At 65.3% G+C, this 14,675-nt stretch carries 14 protein-coding genes; 8 read left to right on the top strand and 6 right to left on the bottom strand.

What is annotated here, in order from left to right; genetic code table 11:
• The first annotated feature begins 273 nt into the window (after positions 1-273).
• The 3 genes from ACH196_RS25585 to ACH196_RS25575 all read left to right on the top strand — a co-directional run bounded on the left by ACH196_RS25585 (position 274) and on the right by ACH196_RS25575 (position 2,137).
• Positions 274-1,158 carry an alpha/beta hydrolase gene (locus ACH196_RS25585; protein WP_396649748.1) on the top strand — a complete coding sequence of 295 codons (885 nt, stop codon included), beginning with the start codon at positions 274-276 and terminating at the stop codon, positions 1,156-1,158.
• Positions 1,159-1,565: 407 nt separating this feature from the next.
• Entirely contained in the window at positions 1,566-1,826 is a 261-nt protein-coding gene (locus ACH196_RS25580; protein WP_396649747.1) for a DUF1344 domain-containing protein, read from the top strand.
• A gap of 125 nt (positions 1,827-1,951) precedes the next feature.
• Positions 1,952-2,137 carry a DUF1059 domain-containing protein gene (locus ACH196_RS25575; protein ID WP_349003378.1) on the top strand — a complete coding sequence of 62 codons (186 nt, stop codon included), beginning with the start codon at positions 1,952-1,954 and terminating at the stop codon, positions 2,135-2,137.
• Here ACH196_RS25575 and ACH196_RS25570 read toward each other — a convergent pair.
• From ACH196_RS25570 to ACH196_RS25560, 3 genes are read right to left on the bottom strand one after another with little or no spacing between them, the layout of a single operon-like run.
• Positions 2,134-3,408 (bottom strand): CCA tRNA nucleotidyltransferase, encoded by a 1,275-nt coding sequence (locus tag ACH196_RS25570; RefSeq protein ID WP_396649746.1) that lies wholly within the window; start codon positions 3,406-3,408, stop codon positions 2,134-2,136. The genes ACH196_RS25575 and ACH196_RS25570 overlap by 4 nt on opposite strands.
• 25 nt (positions 3,409-3,433) lie before the next feature.
• The gene (locus ACH196_RS25565) at positions 3,434-4,081 is read right to left on the bottom strand and encodes a CoA pyrophosphatase (RefSeq protein WP_396649745.1); all 648 of its coding nucleotides are present in this window, start codon (positions 4,079-4,081) and stop codon (positions 3,434-3,436) included.
• Positions 4,074-4,703, bottom strand: coding sequence for a DUF1285 domain-containing protein (locus ACH196_RS25560; RefSeq protein WP_396649795.1), 630 nt, complete (start codon positions 4,701-4,703; stop codon positions 4,074-4,076). The genes ACH196_RS25565 and ACH196_RS25560 overlap by 8 nt, the downstream gene beginning before the upstream one ends.
• Positions 4,704-4,833: 130 nt before the next feature.
• Here ACH196_RS25560 and ACH196_RS25555 point away from each other — a divergent pair, with 130 nt between their 5' ends.
• The 5 genes from ACH196_RS25555 to ACH196_RS25535 all read left to right on the top strand — a co-directional run bounded on the left by ACH196_RS25555 (position 4,834) and on the right by ACH196_RS25535 (position 12,386).
• Positions 4,834-5,838: an AAA family ATPase gene (locus ACH196_RS25555; protein ID WP_396649744.1), complete on the top strand. Its 1,005-nt coding sequence runs from the start codon at positions 4,834-4,836 to the stop codon at positions 5,836-5,838.
• Entirely contained in the window at positions 5,838-6,755 is a 918-nt protein-coding gene (locus ACH196_RS25550) for a DUF58 domain-containing protein (protein WP_396649743.1), read from the top strand. The genes ACH196_RS25555 and ACH196_RS25550 overlap by 1 nt, the downstream gene beginning before the upstream one ends.
• The gene (locus ACH196_RS25545; RefSeq protein WP_396649742.1) at positions 6,752-9,583 is read left to right on the top strand and encodes a DUF4159 domain-containing protein; all 2,832 of its coding nucleotides are present in this window, start codon (positions 6,752-6,754) and stop codon (positions 9,581-9,583) included. Before ACH196_RS25550 ends, ACH196_RS25545 begins: the two co-directional genes overlap by 4 nt.
• A gap of 220 nt (positions 9,584-9,803) precedes the next feature.
• Positions 9,804-11,867, top strand: a complete 2,064-nt coding sequence (locus ACH196_RS25540; protein WP_396649741.1) for a glutamine amidotransferase — start codon at positions 9,804-9,806, stop codon at positions 11,865-11,867.
• A gap of 162 nt (positions 11,868-12,029) precedes the next feature.
• Entirely contained in the window at positions 12,030-12,386 is a 357-nt protein-coding gene (locus ACH196_RS25535; protein ID WP_396649740.1) for a cupin domain-containing protein, read from the top strand.
• A 158-nt stretch (positions 12,387-12,544) separates the two neighbouring features.
• Here the strand turns inward: ACH196_RS25535 and clpS are convergent, their stop codons facing one another.
• From clpS to ACH196_RS25520, 3 genes are all read right to left on the bottom strand, one after another.
• On the bottom strand, positions 12,545-12,859 hold the full coding sequence (clpS, locus tag ACH196_RS25530) for an ATP-dependent Clp protease adapter ClpS (protein ID WP_396649794.1): 315 nt from the start codon (positions 12,857-12,859) through the stop codon (positions 12,545-12,547).
• Positions 12,860-13,123: 264 nt separating this feature from the next.
• Positions 13,124-13,747: an alpha/beta family hydrolase gene (locus ACH196_RS25525; protein ID WP_396649739.1), complete on the bottom strand. Its 624-nt coding sequence runs from the start codon at positions 13,745-13,747 to the stop codon at positions 13,124-13,126.
• Complete coding sequence (locus tag ACH196_RS25520) at positions 13,744-14,673, bottom strand: cobalamin biosynthesis protein CobT (RefSeq protein WP_396649738.1); 930 nt, start codon at positions 14,671-14,673, stop codon at positions 13,744-13,746. Before ACH196_RS25520 ends, ACH196_RS25525 begins: the two co-directional genes overlap by 4 nt.
• Between the last annotated feature and the right edge of the window lie 2 nt (positions 14,674-14,675).

The following is a 14,675-nucleotide window of genomic DNA, read 5'->3' as shown; positions in this document are numbered from 1 at the left end:
TATAGAGGCGCCGCCATTCGGATGCGGGCCGTCAGAAGCCTGCTTCGTTGGTTGAGGGAGAGGGTGGGCAGTCCGGCTTGGGACGCAGCCTCTGATGAACTGTCCGGGAATTCGCCGAGGCGAAGCGGACGGCGTGGATTTCGTCACCGACGACACAGCGCGGCGGACGTTCTGTCCGTAACATTCTTGCGCCCATCCACGGCCGGCCTTCGCCTGGCGCCGACCGGCAGCCGGTAAAATTTGCCTTAACCTTTCGCTGACAGGGTTTCGCCCATGGCTTGTTTCCGCGCGCTTTGCTGCGCCTCTCTTTTCTCGCTCGTCGCGCTGGCGCTGCCCGCAGGGGCTGAAGGCGCCTGCGTCCTCGAACCCGATCAGGCATTGGAGCTTTCCGCCCTGCCCGATACGGTGGCGCAGGAAAAATCGGCTTCATGCGCGGCCGCCAGCACCGAGGACGACATGGCAAAGAAACTGGCCGCCGCGCCCCGCAAGTCGAAGCTCCCCGAAGCCGCTGCAGCCCTCATCCAGCATGCGAAACAGTTCAAGGTTGCCTACAAGCGCCCGGATGACGCGTCTGACGAGACGCTGGTGCTGCTGCATGGTTCTGGCGGGGACGAGACGACCCTGATGCCGCTGGCCGCCCGGGTCGCGCCGCATGCGGCGCTGATGGGCGTCGCCGGCCGCGTCACCCAGGAGGGCACCAGCCGCTGGTACGAGCGCATCACGCCGACCTCCTTCGACCAGAAGGATATCCGCACCGAGGCCGAAGCCTTCGCCGCCTTGCTGCAGGACGCCGCCAGGGCCAAAAAACTCGACCTCGCCCGCACCGTCTTCATCGGTTATTCCAACGGCGCCAACCTGCTCGGCGCGCTCGCCTTGCTGCATCCGGGCCTGGTCGAACGCGCCGTGCTGCTGCGGCCGATGCCCGTCCTGGAAGCCGTCCCGCAGGTCGATCTCGGCAAGTCGCGCTTCCTCACGGTGGTTGGCGCGGCCGACGAGATCTACGCCCCTTTTGGCCCGACGCTCGACACCATCCTGCGTGACCGCGGTGCCCGGGTCGAAGCAAAAATCGTCAAGGCCGGCCACCTGCTCGGCGATGAGGACGTGAGGGTCGTCGCCGAATGGCTGGCCGCCTCCGACGCCGTCTCGCTGAACAAATAGGGGGCCACGCGATGGAAGCCGCAAGGGATTGGCTGAGGCTGCTGTCTCGCCTGCGCCAAGGCCGCCAGCCGCCCGCCAAGGCATGCAGCACAAAAATACGACTCAAGATAACGTTTGAGAAAAGCGACGGATTGAATACAACTGTACTGTCTTGTTCAATTCGATTTGATGAAGTGAAGCCGCAATCGCGCCATAGTCATCACAATCCACCACCGATTGTGGCATCTGCTCCGAACAGGACTTTATTTTTAGTCTAATAGTCGACCGGAGTTAGTGGACTATTTCTCTCGGCGGGCCGGGAAACGCCGGCGGCTTCATTCGAGAAGACCGCGACCCGACGCGACCGGACGGCCCAACATTGCGACGGCCGCTATTTGAGTGCCGTCAATTCTGAAGGAGTGCCTGCCATGCGCATGTACCTCATCCCGGCGGCCGTTGCCGCATCCCTCGCCTTCGCTCCGCTTGCCTTCGCCGCCGGCCAGCAGGCCAACGGCACGGTGAAGTCCTACAACGCCAAGGCCGCCACGCTGACGCTGGCCGACGGCTCTGTCTATTCGCTGCCGAAGACCTTCAAGAACCCGGGCCTCAAGGCCGGCGAGAAGGTCAACATCGCCTGGGACATGCAGGGCAAGCACAAGATGGCGCAGAGCGTCACCATCGCGAAATAAGCTTCGGGCACGCTCGAAAGCAGAAAGGCGGGACTGGCCATCCCGCCTTTCATTCGTTTCGGGCAACCAATCGGCGGGACCTGTGTTATGGTCCGCATCATCGAAATGCCAGGAAGGAGAAAACGATGAAGGAATTTCATTGCGGTTCGCTGGTTCCGGGATGCGACTGGCACACCCGTCACCAGGATGAGGCGGAGGTCATGCGCCGCGCCGTCGAGCATATGCGCGAGACGCACGGTGAGACGATCATTCGCGAAACCATGATCGAGGCGATCCGCTCGCGCATCGAAAAAGTCCGCGACGCCGCCTAGACGTCGTTTTTCTGCGATTCCGCGGCGCGCTCGATGAGTGCGTCGCGCGCGAGCGAAAACCCGGACTCGATCCATGCATCTTCGAGCTTGCGCATCAGCTTTCCGATCTCGGGACCGGGTGTCATGCCCATCGCTGTCAGGTCGGCTCCCTTGAGCGGAAACGCCGGCTTCTCCCATTTTTGTGCAAGCTTGAGCAGCCGTCCATAAGCCCCGGCCTCCAGCAACGCCTCGGTGTCCGAGACGGCGCGTGCCCGCGCCGATACCAGCGACAGGCTCAGCCGGTCGCGGATTCCGCCCTGCGAGCCACGATACAGAGCCTGCCGGAGCGCCAGGTCGCTCGCCGACGCAGCCGGCGGCGTGGCCGCCGCCCAGTCGGCGAGGCGTGCCGCCTCCGCTTTCGACAGTTTGAGCCTTTCCGCCAGCGCCGCCATGCGCGCTACATCGGGCGGCACGATCGCCTCCAGCCTGAGCATCGGGTCCGCCGACCAGCCGAGATCACGCTCCGTACCGACCAGCGCGTGAATGGCGTCGATGCCCCATTTTTCGCTTTCCGGCAGGATTTTTGTCAGCACGCCGGCCTGCCGCATCCAGAGCATCGCGCGCGACGGGTCGGGCGCCGAAAGCAGTCTTCGCAATTCGCTCCACACACGTTCGGCCGAAAGCCCGTCCAGCCCATCCTTCAGCCGCGCGCAGGCCTTCAGTCCGTCCGCGTCGGGCCGGCCCCTGCCGTACCAGGCGAAGAAGCGGAAAAAGCGCAGGATACGCAAGAAATCCTCTCGGATGCGCCCTTCCGCGTCGCCGATGAAACGGATGGTGCGGCTTTCGATGTCGGCAACGCCGCCGACCAGATCAACCACCGTACCGTCGGCCTGCGCATAGAGCCCGTTGATGGTGAAGTCGCGGCGCGCAGCGTCCGCCTGCCAGTCGCGGCCGAACCGCACCTTCGCCCGCCTCCCGTCGGTCTCGATGTCTGCCCTGAGCGTCGTCACTTCATAGGGATGGCTGGCGACGACCAGGGTGATCGTGCCGTGCTCGGCCCCGGTCGGCACCGCCTTGAAACCCGCCGCTTCGCCGCGCCGGACGGTCTCCTCGGGCAGCGTCGTGGTGGCGATGTCGATGTCGGCCACCGGTTCGCCGAGCAGCGTGTTGCGCACCGCCCCGCCGGCGACACGCGCCTCCTCGCCGCCTTCGGACAGGACCGCGAGGATACGCTGCAGGTTCTTGTCGGCAAGCCAGGCAGCACGCCCTGCGAGCGTGACTCTGTCACTCATCCGCGCCCCCTCCGATACGCCACCATTACGCGTAAAGCCTCTCGTAGAGCGTGCGGATGATGCCGGCGGTAACGCCCCAGATGCGCCGGCCACCATAGGGCATGTCGTAGTAGAACCATTCCCGGTCGCCCCAGAAGCGGCTGTCGCGCGTATGGTTCTTGGGGTCCATCAGGAAGGACAGCGGCACCTCGAAGGCAGCGTCTACCTCGTCCTCGTTGATCGTCAGTTCGAAGCCCGGCCTGACGATCGACAGCACCGGCGCGATCCGGTAGCCGCTGCCGGACACATAGTCGGGCATGCGCCCGAGCACCTCGACCTGGCGGGCGGCAAGCCCGATCTCCTCCTCCGCCTCGCGCAGCGCGGCGTGCTCCGGCGACTTGTCTTCCGGATCGATCCGCCCGCCGGGAAAGGCCACTTGCCCCGTATGATTGCGCAAGGTCTCGGCGCGCTTGGTGAGCAGCACGGTCGCCTGGTCGCCATGGTCTATGACCGGGATCAACACTGCGGCCGAACGCAGCCCTTTTGCGTGGTGGAGGCGCGGATGGCCCGGATTGAAGCGGTGGTCGCCGTCCTCCTCCGGATGCGCCAGGAAATTCTCCTCGCGCGCCGCGCGGCGGCGGAAATCATCCGTGGAATAAAGCACGGATCCGGTCGAGCGCAGCAGGTCAGGCACTGAGCCGCCTCAATTTTTCCGCCGGCATGATCGGATAGATTTCGCCCTGCGAGCGCACCGCGAACATCGGCACGCCGGAAATCTCGATCTCCTCGCCGAACTCGACCAATTCGTACATCACCGGCCGCGCCACCAGCGCTTCCAGCCGGCCACGCACCAGAACATAGGGTTTCAGCCCGCCCGTCTCGTCCTCGTCGACAAAGCGCAGCGGATGGCTTGGTCCGGCCTCGACGACGTCGCCGACATTGGTGCGGAAGGTGACCACCCGCTCACTCCCCTGCCCCGACACGTTCATCTCCACCGCCACGAACGGCGCATCCACCACCCGGATGCCGACCCTCTCCACCGGCGTGACCAGATAGGTCTTCCCGTCCTCGTCCTTGCGCAGCACCGTCGAGAACAGTTGCACAAGAGGCATGCGGCCGATCGGCGTGCCCAGATAGAACCAGGTTCCGTCAGCGCGGATCTCCATGTCGAGGTCGCCGCAGAAGGGCGGGTTCCAGCGCTCGACCGGCGGCAAACCCTTGCCTGCCCTGGTCGCGCGCGAAATCAGCGCCGACAATCCTGCCGTGTCGCCCGCCTTGCCGAGGCCCTGCGGCGTATCGTCCAGTTCCCTGTGCATGGTCACGAAATAGTCACTGTTGTCTCGCTTGTCAGCCGGGTGGGCTGATTTAAGTTGGCATGTTGGGGTTTCCACTACACCCCGAGTCGTCAGCCGCGTACCGGTATTCCCGGGAAAGGATAGAGGCCGAATGAGCGCCATCATCAAGGACCTTGCCCTCAGCGAGAAAGAAATGGTCGCCGAAGCCGAAACGGCTCTGGCCGACATTTCCAGGGTAAGGGACGGTGTCGGGCGCGTCATATTCGGCCAGGAAAGCGTGGTGGAACGCGCGCTCGTCGCGCTGCTGGCTGGCGGTCATGCGTTGCTCGTCGGCGTGCCGGGCCTTGCCAAGACAAAACTGGTGGAGACGCTGGGTGTGGTGCTCGGCCTCGACGCCCGCCGCATCCAGTTCACCCCCGACCTGATGCCATCCGACATCCTCGGCTCCGAGGTGATGGAGCAGGACGACCATGGAAAGCGCTCCTTCCGCTTCATCTCCGGCCCGATCTTTGGGCAATTGCTAATGGCCGACGAGATCAACCGCGCCTCGCCGCGCACCCAGTCGGCGCTGCTGCAATCCATGCAGGAATATCACGTCACCGTCGCCGGCGCCCGCCACGACCTGCCCGCCCCTTTCCATGTGCTCGCCACGCAGAACCCGCTGGAACAGGAAGGCACCTATCCGCTGCCGGAAGCCCAGCTCGACCGCTTCCTGATGCAGATCGACATCCTCTATCCCGAACTGGAGGCCGAGCGCCGCATCCTGCTGGAAACCACCGGCATCGACGAGGCGAAGGCCACGAACGTGCTGACGCCCGAGCGGCTGAAGCAGATCCAGCTTCTGGTGCGCCGCATGCCGGTCCCGGAAAGCGTCGTCGAGACGATCCTGAAGCTCGTCCGTTCTGCCCGCCCCGGCCAGGGCAACGCCGAGACCGACAAGCACGTGGCCTGGGGCCCCGGCCCCCGCGCCAGCCAGGCGCTCACGCTCTGCGCCCGTGCCCGCGCGCTTTACGAAGGCCGGCTCGCCCCCTCCGTCGACGACGTCAAGGCGCTGGCCGAGCCGGTGCTGCAGCATCGCATGGCGCTCACCTTCGCCGCGCGTGCCGAAGGCATGACGGTGCGCGACGCAGTGGCGCGGCTGGTGAAAGGGCTCTGATGGCGCGCATCGGCGAGGCGTCTTCACAGGTCGCCCCCCGCGACGCGCTTGCCCGCGCTAGGCTTCGTGCATCGCTCGTTCCCGACCTGCTGGTCGAGGCGCGCCGCGTCGTTAACACCGTGATCGGCGGCTGGCATGGCCGCCGCAAGCAGGGCATAGGCGAGAATTTCTGGCAGTTCCGGCCTTATGTCGAAGGCGAGGCCATGGCCCGCATCGACTGGCGCCGCTCGGCTCGCGACGACCACACCTATGTCCGCGATCTCGAATGGGAGGCGGCCCACACTGTCTGGCTGTGGGCCGACCCGTCGCCGTCGATGCTCTACAAATCCTCGGCCGCCGGCGTTTCGAAGGAATCGCGCGCGCTGGTGCTCATCCTGGCACTGGCAGAGTTGCTCTCACGCAGCGGCGAACGCATCGCCTGGCCGGGCCTCACCGATCCGATCACTTCGCGCAACGGCGCCGAGCGTGTCGCGACGCTGCTCAGCCATGCGCCCGCGCTCAGCGCCCGGCCGGACCTCTCGATGATCCGCCGCTTTTCCGACATCGTCATCGCCGGTGATTTCCTCGACCCGGTCGACGAGATCCGCGAATGGCTGGACGTGCTCGCCCGCCACGGCGTGCGCGCGCATCTGATCGAGGTCGCCGATCCGGCGGAAGAAACTTTTCCCTATGCCGGCCGCACCGAGTTCACCGATCCCGAGACGGGCGAAAAACTGACCGCCGGCCGCGCCGAACTGCTCGGCGACGACTACCGCCGCCTCTACCTCGCCCGCCGCCAGGAGCTTGGCGCCTGGTGCCGCCGCCTGGGCTGGAGCTTTACCGTCAACCACACCGACCGCCTCGCCTCCGAGGCGCTCGTGCGCATTCACATGGCGATGTCGGACGAAGGCGGATATGCCGCGGGTGGCCGCCCATGAGCTGGCTTCCCCTCTCCTTCGGCTTCCCCGCCGTCTTGTGGGGGCTGCTTGCCCTTCCCGTGATCTGGTGGCTGCTGCGCCTCACCCCGCCGCGCCCGCAGACGGAAGTGTTCCCGCCGCTGCGCATCCTCGCGCAGGTGCTGAAACGCGAGGACACGCCGCACCGGAGTCCTTGGTGGCTGACGCTGCTGCGCCTGTTGCTCGCCGGCTTCGTGATCATGGCGCTGGCCGAGCCGATATGGAATCCGCGCGAACGCGTTCCCACTGGTGGCTCCGCGCTGGCGTTGGTCATCGACAATGGCTGGGCCAGCGCCGCCGGCTGGGGCATGCGCGTCGCAACCGCCCGCCGGCTGATCGCCGACGCCGAACGCAACGAGATACCGATCATCCTTGCCTTCACCGCCGAGAAACCCAACGAGGCGATTGGCCCCTACAGCGCCGGCGAGGCGCGCGACAGGTTGAACGCCGTCAAGCCGCGCCCCATTCCGCCGGACCGCGCCAACGTCTTCGTCGCCGTCGCCAACGCACTGAAGCCGCTGCCCGGCGCGACGCTCGCCTTCCTGACCGACGGGCTGGCGCAGGCCCAGGACCAGGCCGCCTTCGATACGCTGCTCGCCCAAAACCCCGCCAATGTCGTCTGGGCCGCGCCCGACAGCCTCGACATGGTCGGGCTCTCGGCCGCCAACAACGTCGTCGACCGTTTCGTCATATCAGCCGTCCGCGCGCCGGCCGGCCCCGTGCCGCGCCTCATGACGGCCGGCGCCTTCGACGAGAAGGGCCGTCGCATCGGCGATGCCGCCGTCACCTTCCGCCCCGGCGAGACGACTGCGACCGGCGAGATCGTCGTGCCGTTCGAACTGCGCAACGATTTTGCCTCGATCGCGCTGGACGGCCAGGGCAATGCCGCGGCCGTGCGCGTGCTGGACGAGACCGACAAGCGCCGGCGTGTCGGCCTGCTGTCGCAGACCCCGGCGGACGAGACGCGGCAGTTGCTCTCGCCGCTCTATTACATCCGCCGCGCGCTGGAACCCTATGCCGACCTGATCGAGCCAGCGAGCCCTGACCTGACCGAGGCCATTCCGCAACTGCTGGAGCAGAAGCCGGCGGTCATCGTCATGGGCGACGTCGGCACCATCCCCGAGACCGTGCGCGCGCCGCTCATCGAATGGATGGACAATGGCGGGACGCTGTTGCGTTTCGCCAGTTCGCGCATGCTGTCGTCTGGAAACGACGAGGACTTGCTGCCGGTGAAGCTGCGCCTCGGCGAGCGCCTGCTCGGCGGCTCGCTGTCGTGGACGGAGCCGCAGGCGGTCACTGAATTCCCCGCCAACGGTCCCTTTTCCGACCTGCCGCCGCCGGCCGAGGTCACCGTCACCCGGCAGATCCTGGCGGAGCCGACGCCCGACCTTGTCGACCGCACCTGGGCCACGCTTGCCGACGGCACGCCGCTGGTGACCGCCGACCGGCGCGGCAAGGGCATGGTCGTGCTGTTCCACATCACGCCGCTGGCGACATGGTCGAACCTGCCGATCTCGGGAACCTTCGTCGAGATGCTGCGCCGCATCGTGCAGCTTTCGCGCAACCAGGGCGTGGGCGCCGCCGCCGAGAACCAGGCCGCCGCCTCGCTGGCGCCCTACCGCATGATCGCCGCCGACGGCCAGATCGTGCCGCCCGACCCCGATGCCCGCTCACTGCAGACCGGCAAAGGACCTGTGCCGGTGACCATCGACAACCCTCCCGGCCTCTACGGCAGCGAGGAAGGCGTGCTCGCCCACAACCTGCTGCCGGCCGATGCGGCCTTCGCGCCGATTGTTCGCCCGGAAATGACCGTACCTGTGGTAAACGAGCGTTATGCGCTGGATGAATCGCGCGACCTGAAAGGACCGCTGATGATCGCCGCCCTGGCGTTCCTGGCCATCGACAGCCTGATCGTGCTGTGGCTCGGCGGCGTCTTCCAGCGGTGGCGCCGCCGCCCGGTCAACGCGGCCGGGCGCGCGGTGACGATGGCCCTTGCGCTGGTCGCCTTCTCCGCCCTGATGTCTGCGCCCTCGCCCGTCCTCGCCAACGATTCGAAACCTGGCGACGCCGAGGCCATCGAGGCGATCGCCACCACCCGGCTGGCTTTTGTCATCACAGGCAATTCGAGCGTCGACGCGATCAGCCGCGCCGGCCTGCATGGACTTGGACAATTCCTGAGGGACAAGACGGCGCTGGAGCCAGGCGAACCGGTGGGCGTCAACCTCGACCGCGATGAACTCGCTTTCTACCCCATCATCTACTGGCCGGTGGACCCCGGCGCGCCGATGCCGTCGCAGGCGGCGATCGCCCGCATCGACGAATACATGAAGGAAGGCGGCACGGTGCTGTTCGACACGCGCGACCAGTATGCGGTGACACTCGACGCCTCGACGAGCCCGGCCACCCAGCGCCTGCGCGACATTCTGGGCAGTCTCAACGTGCCGCCGCTGGAGCCCGTGCCGGAAGACCACGTACTGACCAAATCCTTCTACATCCTTCAGGACTTCCCCGGCCGCTACAGCGGCAGCCCGCTCTGGGTGGAAGCCTCTCTGGAGGCCAGCAACACCGACAACCGGCCGGTGCGCACCGGCGACGGCGTCACCCCGATCATGATCACCTCCAACGACTTCGCCGGCGCCTGGGCGATGGACGAGAACGGCGACCCTATGCTGCCGACCGTCCCCTCGGACCCGATGCAGCGCGTCTACGCGCTGCGCGCCGGCGTCAACATCGTCATGTATATGCTGACCGGCAACTACAAGTCCGACCAGGTCCACGTGCCCGACCTGCTGGAGCGGCTGGGGCAGTGATGCATTTCGCTCTGCACTCCGTCACACCCCCCTCTGTCCTGCCGGACATCTCCCCCTCAAGGGGGGAGATTGCGCCGCCCGCTTTGGTTTCGCCAATCGCCAACGGTGCAGGATGGGCGGCGAGCGCGAAGCTGCCAATCTGCCCCCTTGCGGGGGAGATGTCCGGCAGGACAGTGGGGGGTGCGAAGGAGCGTAACTCCAGCCGAAGGAAGGCCACCCCATGAACTGGTCGGTCGCCTTCGAACCCCTGCTCTCCTGGCCCTGGCTGACGGCCATCCTCATCCCGGTCGCGCTGCTGGCGCTGGCCGGCCTGTGGTTCCGCCAGCGCGGCGCGCTGTTCCGCCTGGCGGCCCTTGCCGCCTTGGCCGCCGCACTGTTCAATCCGGTCTTCCTCAACGAGGAACGCGAGCCGCTGAAGAGCGTCGTCGCCCTGATCGTGGACCGCAGCCAGAGTCAGGACATCGGGGACCGCACCGCCGAAACCGACCAGGCGCTGGCCGGCCTGCAGGAACGGCTGGCCCGCTTCCGCCAGTTCGACGTGCGCGTTATCGAGGCCGGCAAGGCCAGCGCCGCCGACGACCGCACTTCGACCCGCCTGTTCGGCGCGCTGGAGAGCGCTTTCCGTGATGTACCACCCTCGCGCATCGCCGGCGCCGTGATGATCACCGACGGCCAGGTCCACGACGTGCCGGCCACGACGGCCGGCAGCGCGCCGCTGCACGCGCTGATCACCGGCAATGCCGACGAGATTGACCGCCGCATACGTTTCGAGAACGCGCCGCGCTTCGGTATCGTCGGCAAGCCGATGGACATGACCTACCGGGTCATCGCCAATGGCGGCGAGCGCGGCATGGTCAATGTCCGCGTCTCCGTCAACGGCCAGCAGATATCGGTCGAGCGCGCCGTGATCGGCCAGGAAATGCAGCTACAGGTGACGATACCGACCGCCGGCCGCAACATCGTCGAACTGGCGATAGACCCGGTTCCCGGCGAGATCACCAGCGCCAACAACCGCGCCATCGCACTGCTCGACGGCATCCGCGAGAACCTGCGCGTTCTGCTGGTCTCGGGCGAGCCGCATGCCGGCGAGCGCACCTGGCGCAATTTGCTGAAGTCCGATGCCTCGGTCGATCTCGTGCATTTCACCATCCTGCGCCCGCCGGAAAAACAGGACGGCACGCCGATCAACGAACTGTCGCTGATCGCCTTCCCCACAAGAGAACTCTTTGTGGAGAAAATAAACGATTTCGACCTGATCATCTTCGACCGCTACCAGCACCGCGACGTGCTGCCGATCCTCTATTACGACTACATCGCCGAATATGTGGAAAAAGGCGGCGCGCTGCTGATCGCCGCCGGGCCGGAATATGCCGGCGACGCCTCCATCGCCCGCACGCCGCTGATGTCGGCGCTGCCGGCGCTGCCGACCGGTGACGTGGTCGAGGAAGGGTTTTACCCGCGCCTCACCGAGACCGGCAAACGCCACCCGGTGACGCGTGGCCTCGAAGGTTCCGATTTCGAGCCGCCGCACTGGAGCCGCTGGTTCCGCATGATCGGCGTCGAGCAGCCCGAGGGCGAAGTGGTCATGAAGGGGCCTGACGACCGTCCGCTGCTGCTGCTCAACCGTAAGGGCGAAGGCCGCGTCGGCATGTTCCTCTCCGACCAGGGCTGGCTGTGGGCGCGCGGCTTCGAGGGAGGCGGCCCGCATGTCGCGCTCTACCGCCGCATCGCCCATTGGTTGATGAAGGAACCGGAACTGGAAGAGGAGCGCCTGACCGCCGACGGCCGTGGCATGGTGCTCGACGTCAGACGCCAGACCATGAGTGACGACCCCGGCCCGGCGCAGGTGATCACGCCGTCCGGCAAGGCGCTGAGCGTGCCCCTCACGCAATCGGAGCCAGGCCTGTTCCTAGGCAGTGTCGAGACCAGCGAGATCGGTCTCTACCAGATCGGCAACGGCAACCTTTCCGCACTCGCCCATATCGGCCCGGTCAATGCCCCGGAATTCTCCGACACCGTGTCGACCGAGAACATCCTGCGCCCGGCGGCCGAGGCCACGGGCGGCAGCGTCCGCCGGCTAATCAGCAGCGCCGGAATGACGCTGCCCTCGATCGTCCCGGTGCGCGGCGCCGCCAACGCCGGCGGCCGCGACTGGATCGGCCTGCGCACCACCAACGATAGCGTGCTGAAATCCGTCTCGCGCCTGCCGACCTTCGGCGGCTTCTTCGGCTTGGCCGTCCTGCTCTTGGCGCTGGGCAGCATGTGGTACCGGGAGGGGCGCTGACTCTGCCTCCCGTTGAGGGGAGGTCGGCAAGCGTAGCTTGCCGGTTGGGATCATCGCGGCAGTGCTCCGACCTACTTTGCCGTCCAACGTTGGACTGTCTTTGCATCCCGGCCACCGACTCTACTATGGTGCCGCGAAACGCCGGACACCGAGGGCATCGCTATGAAGGACTGGGACAAGATCGCCGCGCAGAGGCCCATTCCCGGCTTCGTCGGCAAGGTTATGCATTCGGATTCAATGAGTTTTGTGCTGTGGGAGATCTCCGCCGGCGCGCTCCTGCCGGAGCACAGCCATGTCCACGAGCAGGTCGTGCACATGCTGGACGGCGAGTTCCAACTGACCGTCGGCAGCAGCACCGAGCGGCTCTCGCGGGGACAGGTCGCGGCTATCCCCTCAAATGCCCGCCACTCCGGCCGCGCGCTCACCGACTGCCGAATCCTGGACGCTTTTTCGCCCGTCCGCGAGGATTATCGCAACGGGTTGACGTCGAACATCATCAGCGGAGGAGCGAAAGAGTAGCCGCCGCCCTTCGCTATCGCTCCCCGCCCTTCGGGCGTTCCATGCCTTTGAAAGGTCCACTGGACCTTTCAATTCGCTCGATGGGCGAACCGGCATGTCACCGTTCGTCGCTTCGATCGACAAATCGTTGTCGACCGATCGGCTTTGCCGACCGCTCGTCACTCCTCCGGCTCGGTCGTGAACATCAGCGGATAACCCTTTGCTTTTCCTGCATCCGTCGCCCGCGTCGCCTTGGTCTCCGCGACATCCTTCGGAAACACGGCAACCACGCAGACGCCCCGCCGGTGCGCCGTGATCATCACCCGATAGGCCTGGTCCTCGGACAGCCTGAATTCACCTTTGAGTACCGTCACGACAAACTCGCGCGGCGTGAAATCGTCGTTGATCAGGATGACCTTGTGCAGCTTCGGCCGCTCGACCTTGGGTTTTGTGATCGTCCTTGGCCGCGTGATGACCTTGTCGTCGCCGACCATAAGCGGCGGGTAGATCTCGCCTACAGGGATAGCACTCCGACCGGCCGCATCGACCGTGCGAGTCTTGTCAACCGTTTGAATTCGCACCGGAATTCCATCCAAAAAAGCAGGATTTGTCATCATCCGGGAAGGCTGTCCATCATCGGTTGAAGTTCCGATGTCCACTCTCCCACCCTGCCACAATCGGTGCGCGCGGTCCATCCACCAGCACAACGGGCATAGACAAGCTATGCAAAAATGCCGGCTATTACCCGGTGGTCCCCGTCAGGTTTCGGTCGCCCATTTGCCAATCTTTTCAGCGGCATGGCTGAGATGGCCGTCCAGCGAATAGGGTTTTCGCGGCTTGAAGTCGTGGTCGCCATCCTCCAGCCAGAACATCTCGATCGACCGGGAGAGGCCGTATTTGGTGACCTCTTCCCTGGTGCCGAACGGATCGCGTGTCCCCTGGCAGATCAGGGCCGTAACATCCAGGGATTCCAGATGTTTGGTGCGCAGTTTATCCGACTGTCCCGGCGGATGGAACGGATAGCCCAGGCATACCAGTCCGGCGATTTTTCCATCGTGAAACAGCCCTTCGGCAACCATGCTTGCCACGCGCCCGCCAAGCGACTTGCCGCCGATGAACAGTTTTCCCTTCGCGCCCAGCCCCTCGACAGCGGCAACATATTCCGGCATCAGCGTCTCGCCGCGCGGCGGCGGCTTTCGCTGTCCCTCTCTCCGAGCCGCCATGTAGCCGAACTCGAAGCGGACGGTCCTGACCTGTTGTTCGGCCAGCTTTTCGGCAATTGCGTTCATCCAGGCCGAATCCATCGGCGCTCCGGCGCCGTGGGCAAGGAGAAGCGTAGTTGAAGCGTCGGCAGGGCCAGCGGAAAGGAAGTCCGGCATCACGGCTTTTCCGCCGAGTTCTGCGTCGGCCCCTCCAAAATTGTTTCCTCGATCAGGCTCACCAGCGAGCTTCCCAAATCCACCGGTGTCAGGATTGAACGCTGCCGTTCGAAGAGTGCCGAGGTTCCCTGCCCTATGGAAAGTTGCGCGAAACGGACTTTTCGTGAGGTCTCCTCCACGACCTGCTTCAAGTGATCGAACAGGAAGTTTGCGTCGTTGACCGCAAGCGTCGAGTCATCCACCGGCGCGCCGTCGGACAACATGATCATGATCCTGTCGGATTCCGTCCGCTCCATCAGCCGACCACAGGCCCACTCGATCGCTTCGCCATCGACATTTTCTCGGAGCAAATCCGAACGCAGCATATTCAACAGAAGTCGATGCGCGGTATGGGGCGGGTCGTCAAACGACTCGTAGATGATATGCAGAAGATCACACAAACGCCCTGGCTTTTCTGGCTTGCCAGAATTCTTCCACAGCTTGCGCGACAATCCGCCGTGCCAGGACATCGTTGTAAAGCCGAGGATCTCAAGTTTGATACCGAGCCGAGCAAGCAAGTCGGTCACCACCTGAACGGCAACGATGCTGAGCAAAACTTTCTGACCGCGCATTGAGCCTGAGTGGTCGATCAAAATCGTAACTACGGTATTTTCGAGTTCAGCACGGGTTTTTGCCTGCTGGATGCGCCCTGACGCTTCAAGCGCCATGATGTCTATACTCGTCCTCCACGCGAGAGTACCGTCCCACGCAACCTTGCACGCCTCATCGTACTCTGCTTTGCGAGCGGGACTGAGCGGCCCTTTGACTTCGTCCAACCGATCCGCGGTGACGGCTACGTCAAATTGCTTGGTATAGGCGTAATAACCTTCAGGACGCGGGACTTCCGGCGTCGGTCTGCGGAACGCCTTTGTCCAGTCACGCAGGCCCAAAC

Source organism: Mesorhizobium sp. IMUNJ 23232 (genome assembly GCF_044326205.1).
In the GTDB taxonomy this organism is placed as follows: domain Bacteria; phylum Pseudomonadota; class Alphaproteobacteria; order Rhizobiales; family Rhizobiaceae; genus Kumtagia.
Note: the sequence above shows the minus strand (reverse complement) of the source record. Positions and strands in the feature narration are given on the sequence as shown.

Excerpts from the sequence above, each read along its gene's own strand:
- ACH196_RS25545 (WP_396649742.1), top strand. The coding sequence starts at position 6,752 with ATGAGCTGGCTTCCCCTCTCCTTCGGCTTCCCCGCCGTCTTGTGGGGG.
- ACH196_RS25535 (WP_396649740.1), top strand. The coding sequence starts at position 12,030 with ATGAAGGACTGGGACAAGATCGCCGCGCAGAGGCCCATTCCCGGCTTC.
- ACH196_RS25585 (WP_396649748.1), top strand. The coding sequence starts at position 274 with ATGGCTTGTTTCCGCGCGCTTTGCTGCGCCTCTCTTTTCTCGCTCGTC.
- ACH196_RS25570 (WP_396649746.1), bottom strand. The coding sequence starts at position 3,408 with ATGAGTGACAGAGTCACGCTCGCAGGGCGTGCTGCCTGGCTTGCCGAC.
- ACH196_RS25555 (WP_396649744.1), top strand. The coding sequence starts at position 4,834 with ATGAGCGCCATCATCAAGGACCTTGCCCTCAGCGAGAAAGAAATGGTC.
- ACH196_RS25575 (WP_349003378.1), top strand. The coding sequence starts at position 1,952 with ATGAAGGAATTTCATTGCGGTTCGCTGGTTCCGGGATGCGACTGGCAC.
- ACH196_RS25550 (WP_396649743.1), top strand. The coding sequence starts at position 5,838 with ATGGCGCGCATCGGCGAGGCGTCTTCACAGGTCGCCCCCCGCGACGCG.
- ACH196_RS25580 (WP_396649747.1), top strand. The coding sequence starts at position 1,566 with ATGCGCATGTACCTCATCCCGGCGGCCGTTGCCGCATCCCTCGCCTTC.
- ACH196_RS25560 (WP_396649795.1), bottom strand. The coding sequence starts at position 4,703 with ATGCACAGGGAACTGGACGATACGCCGCAGGGCCTCGGCAAGGCGGGC.
- clpS (WP_396649794.1), bottom strand. The coding sequence starts at position 12,859 with ATGGTCGGCGACGACAAGGTCATCACGCGGCCAAGGACGATCACAAAA.
- ACH196_RS25540 (WP_396649741.1), top strand. The coding sequence starts at position 9,804 with ATGAACTGGTCGGTCGCCTTCGAACCCCTGCTCTCCTGGCCCTGGCTG.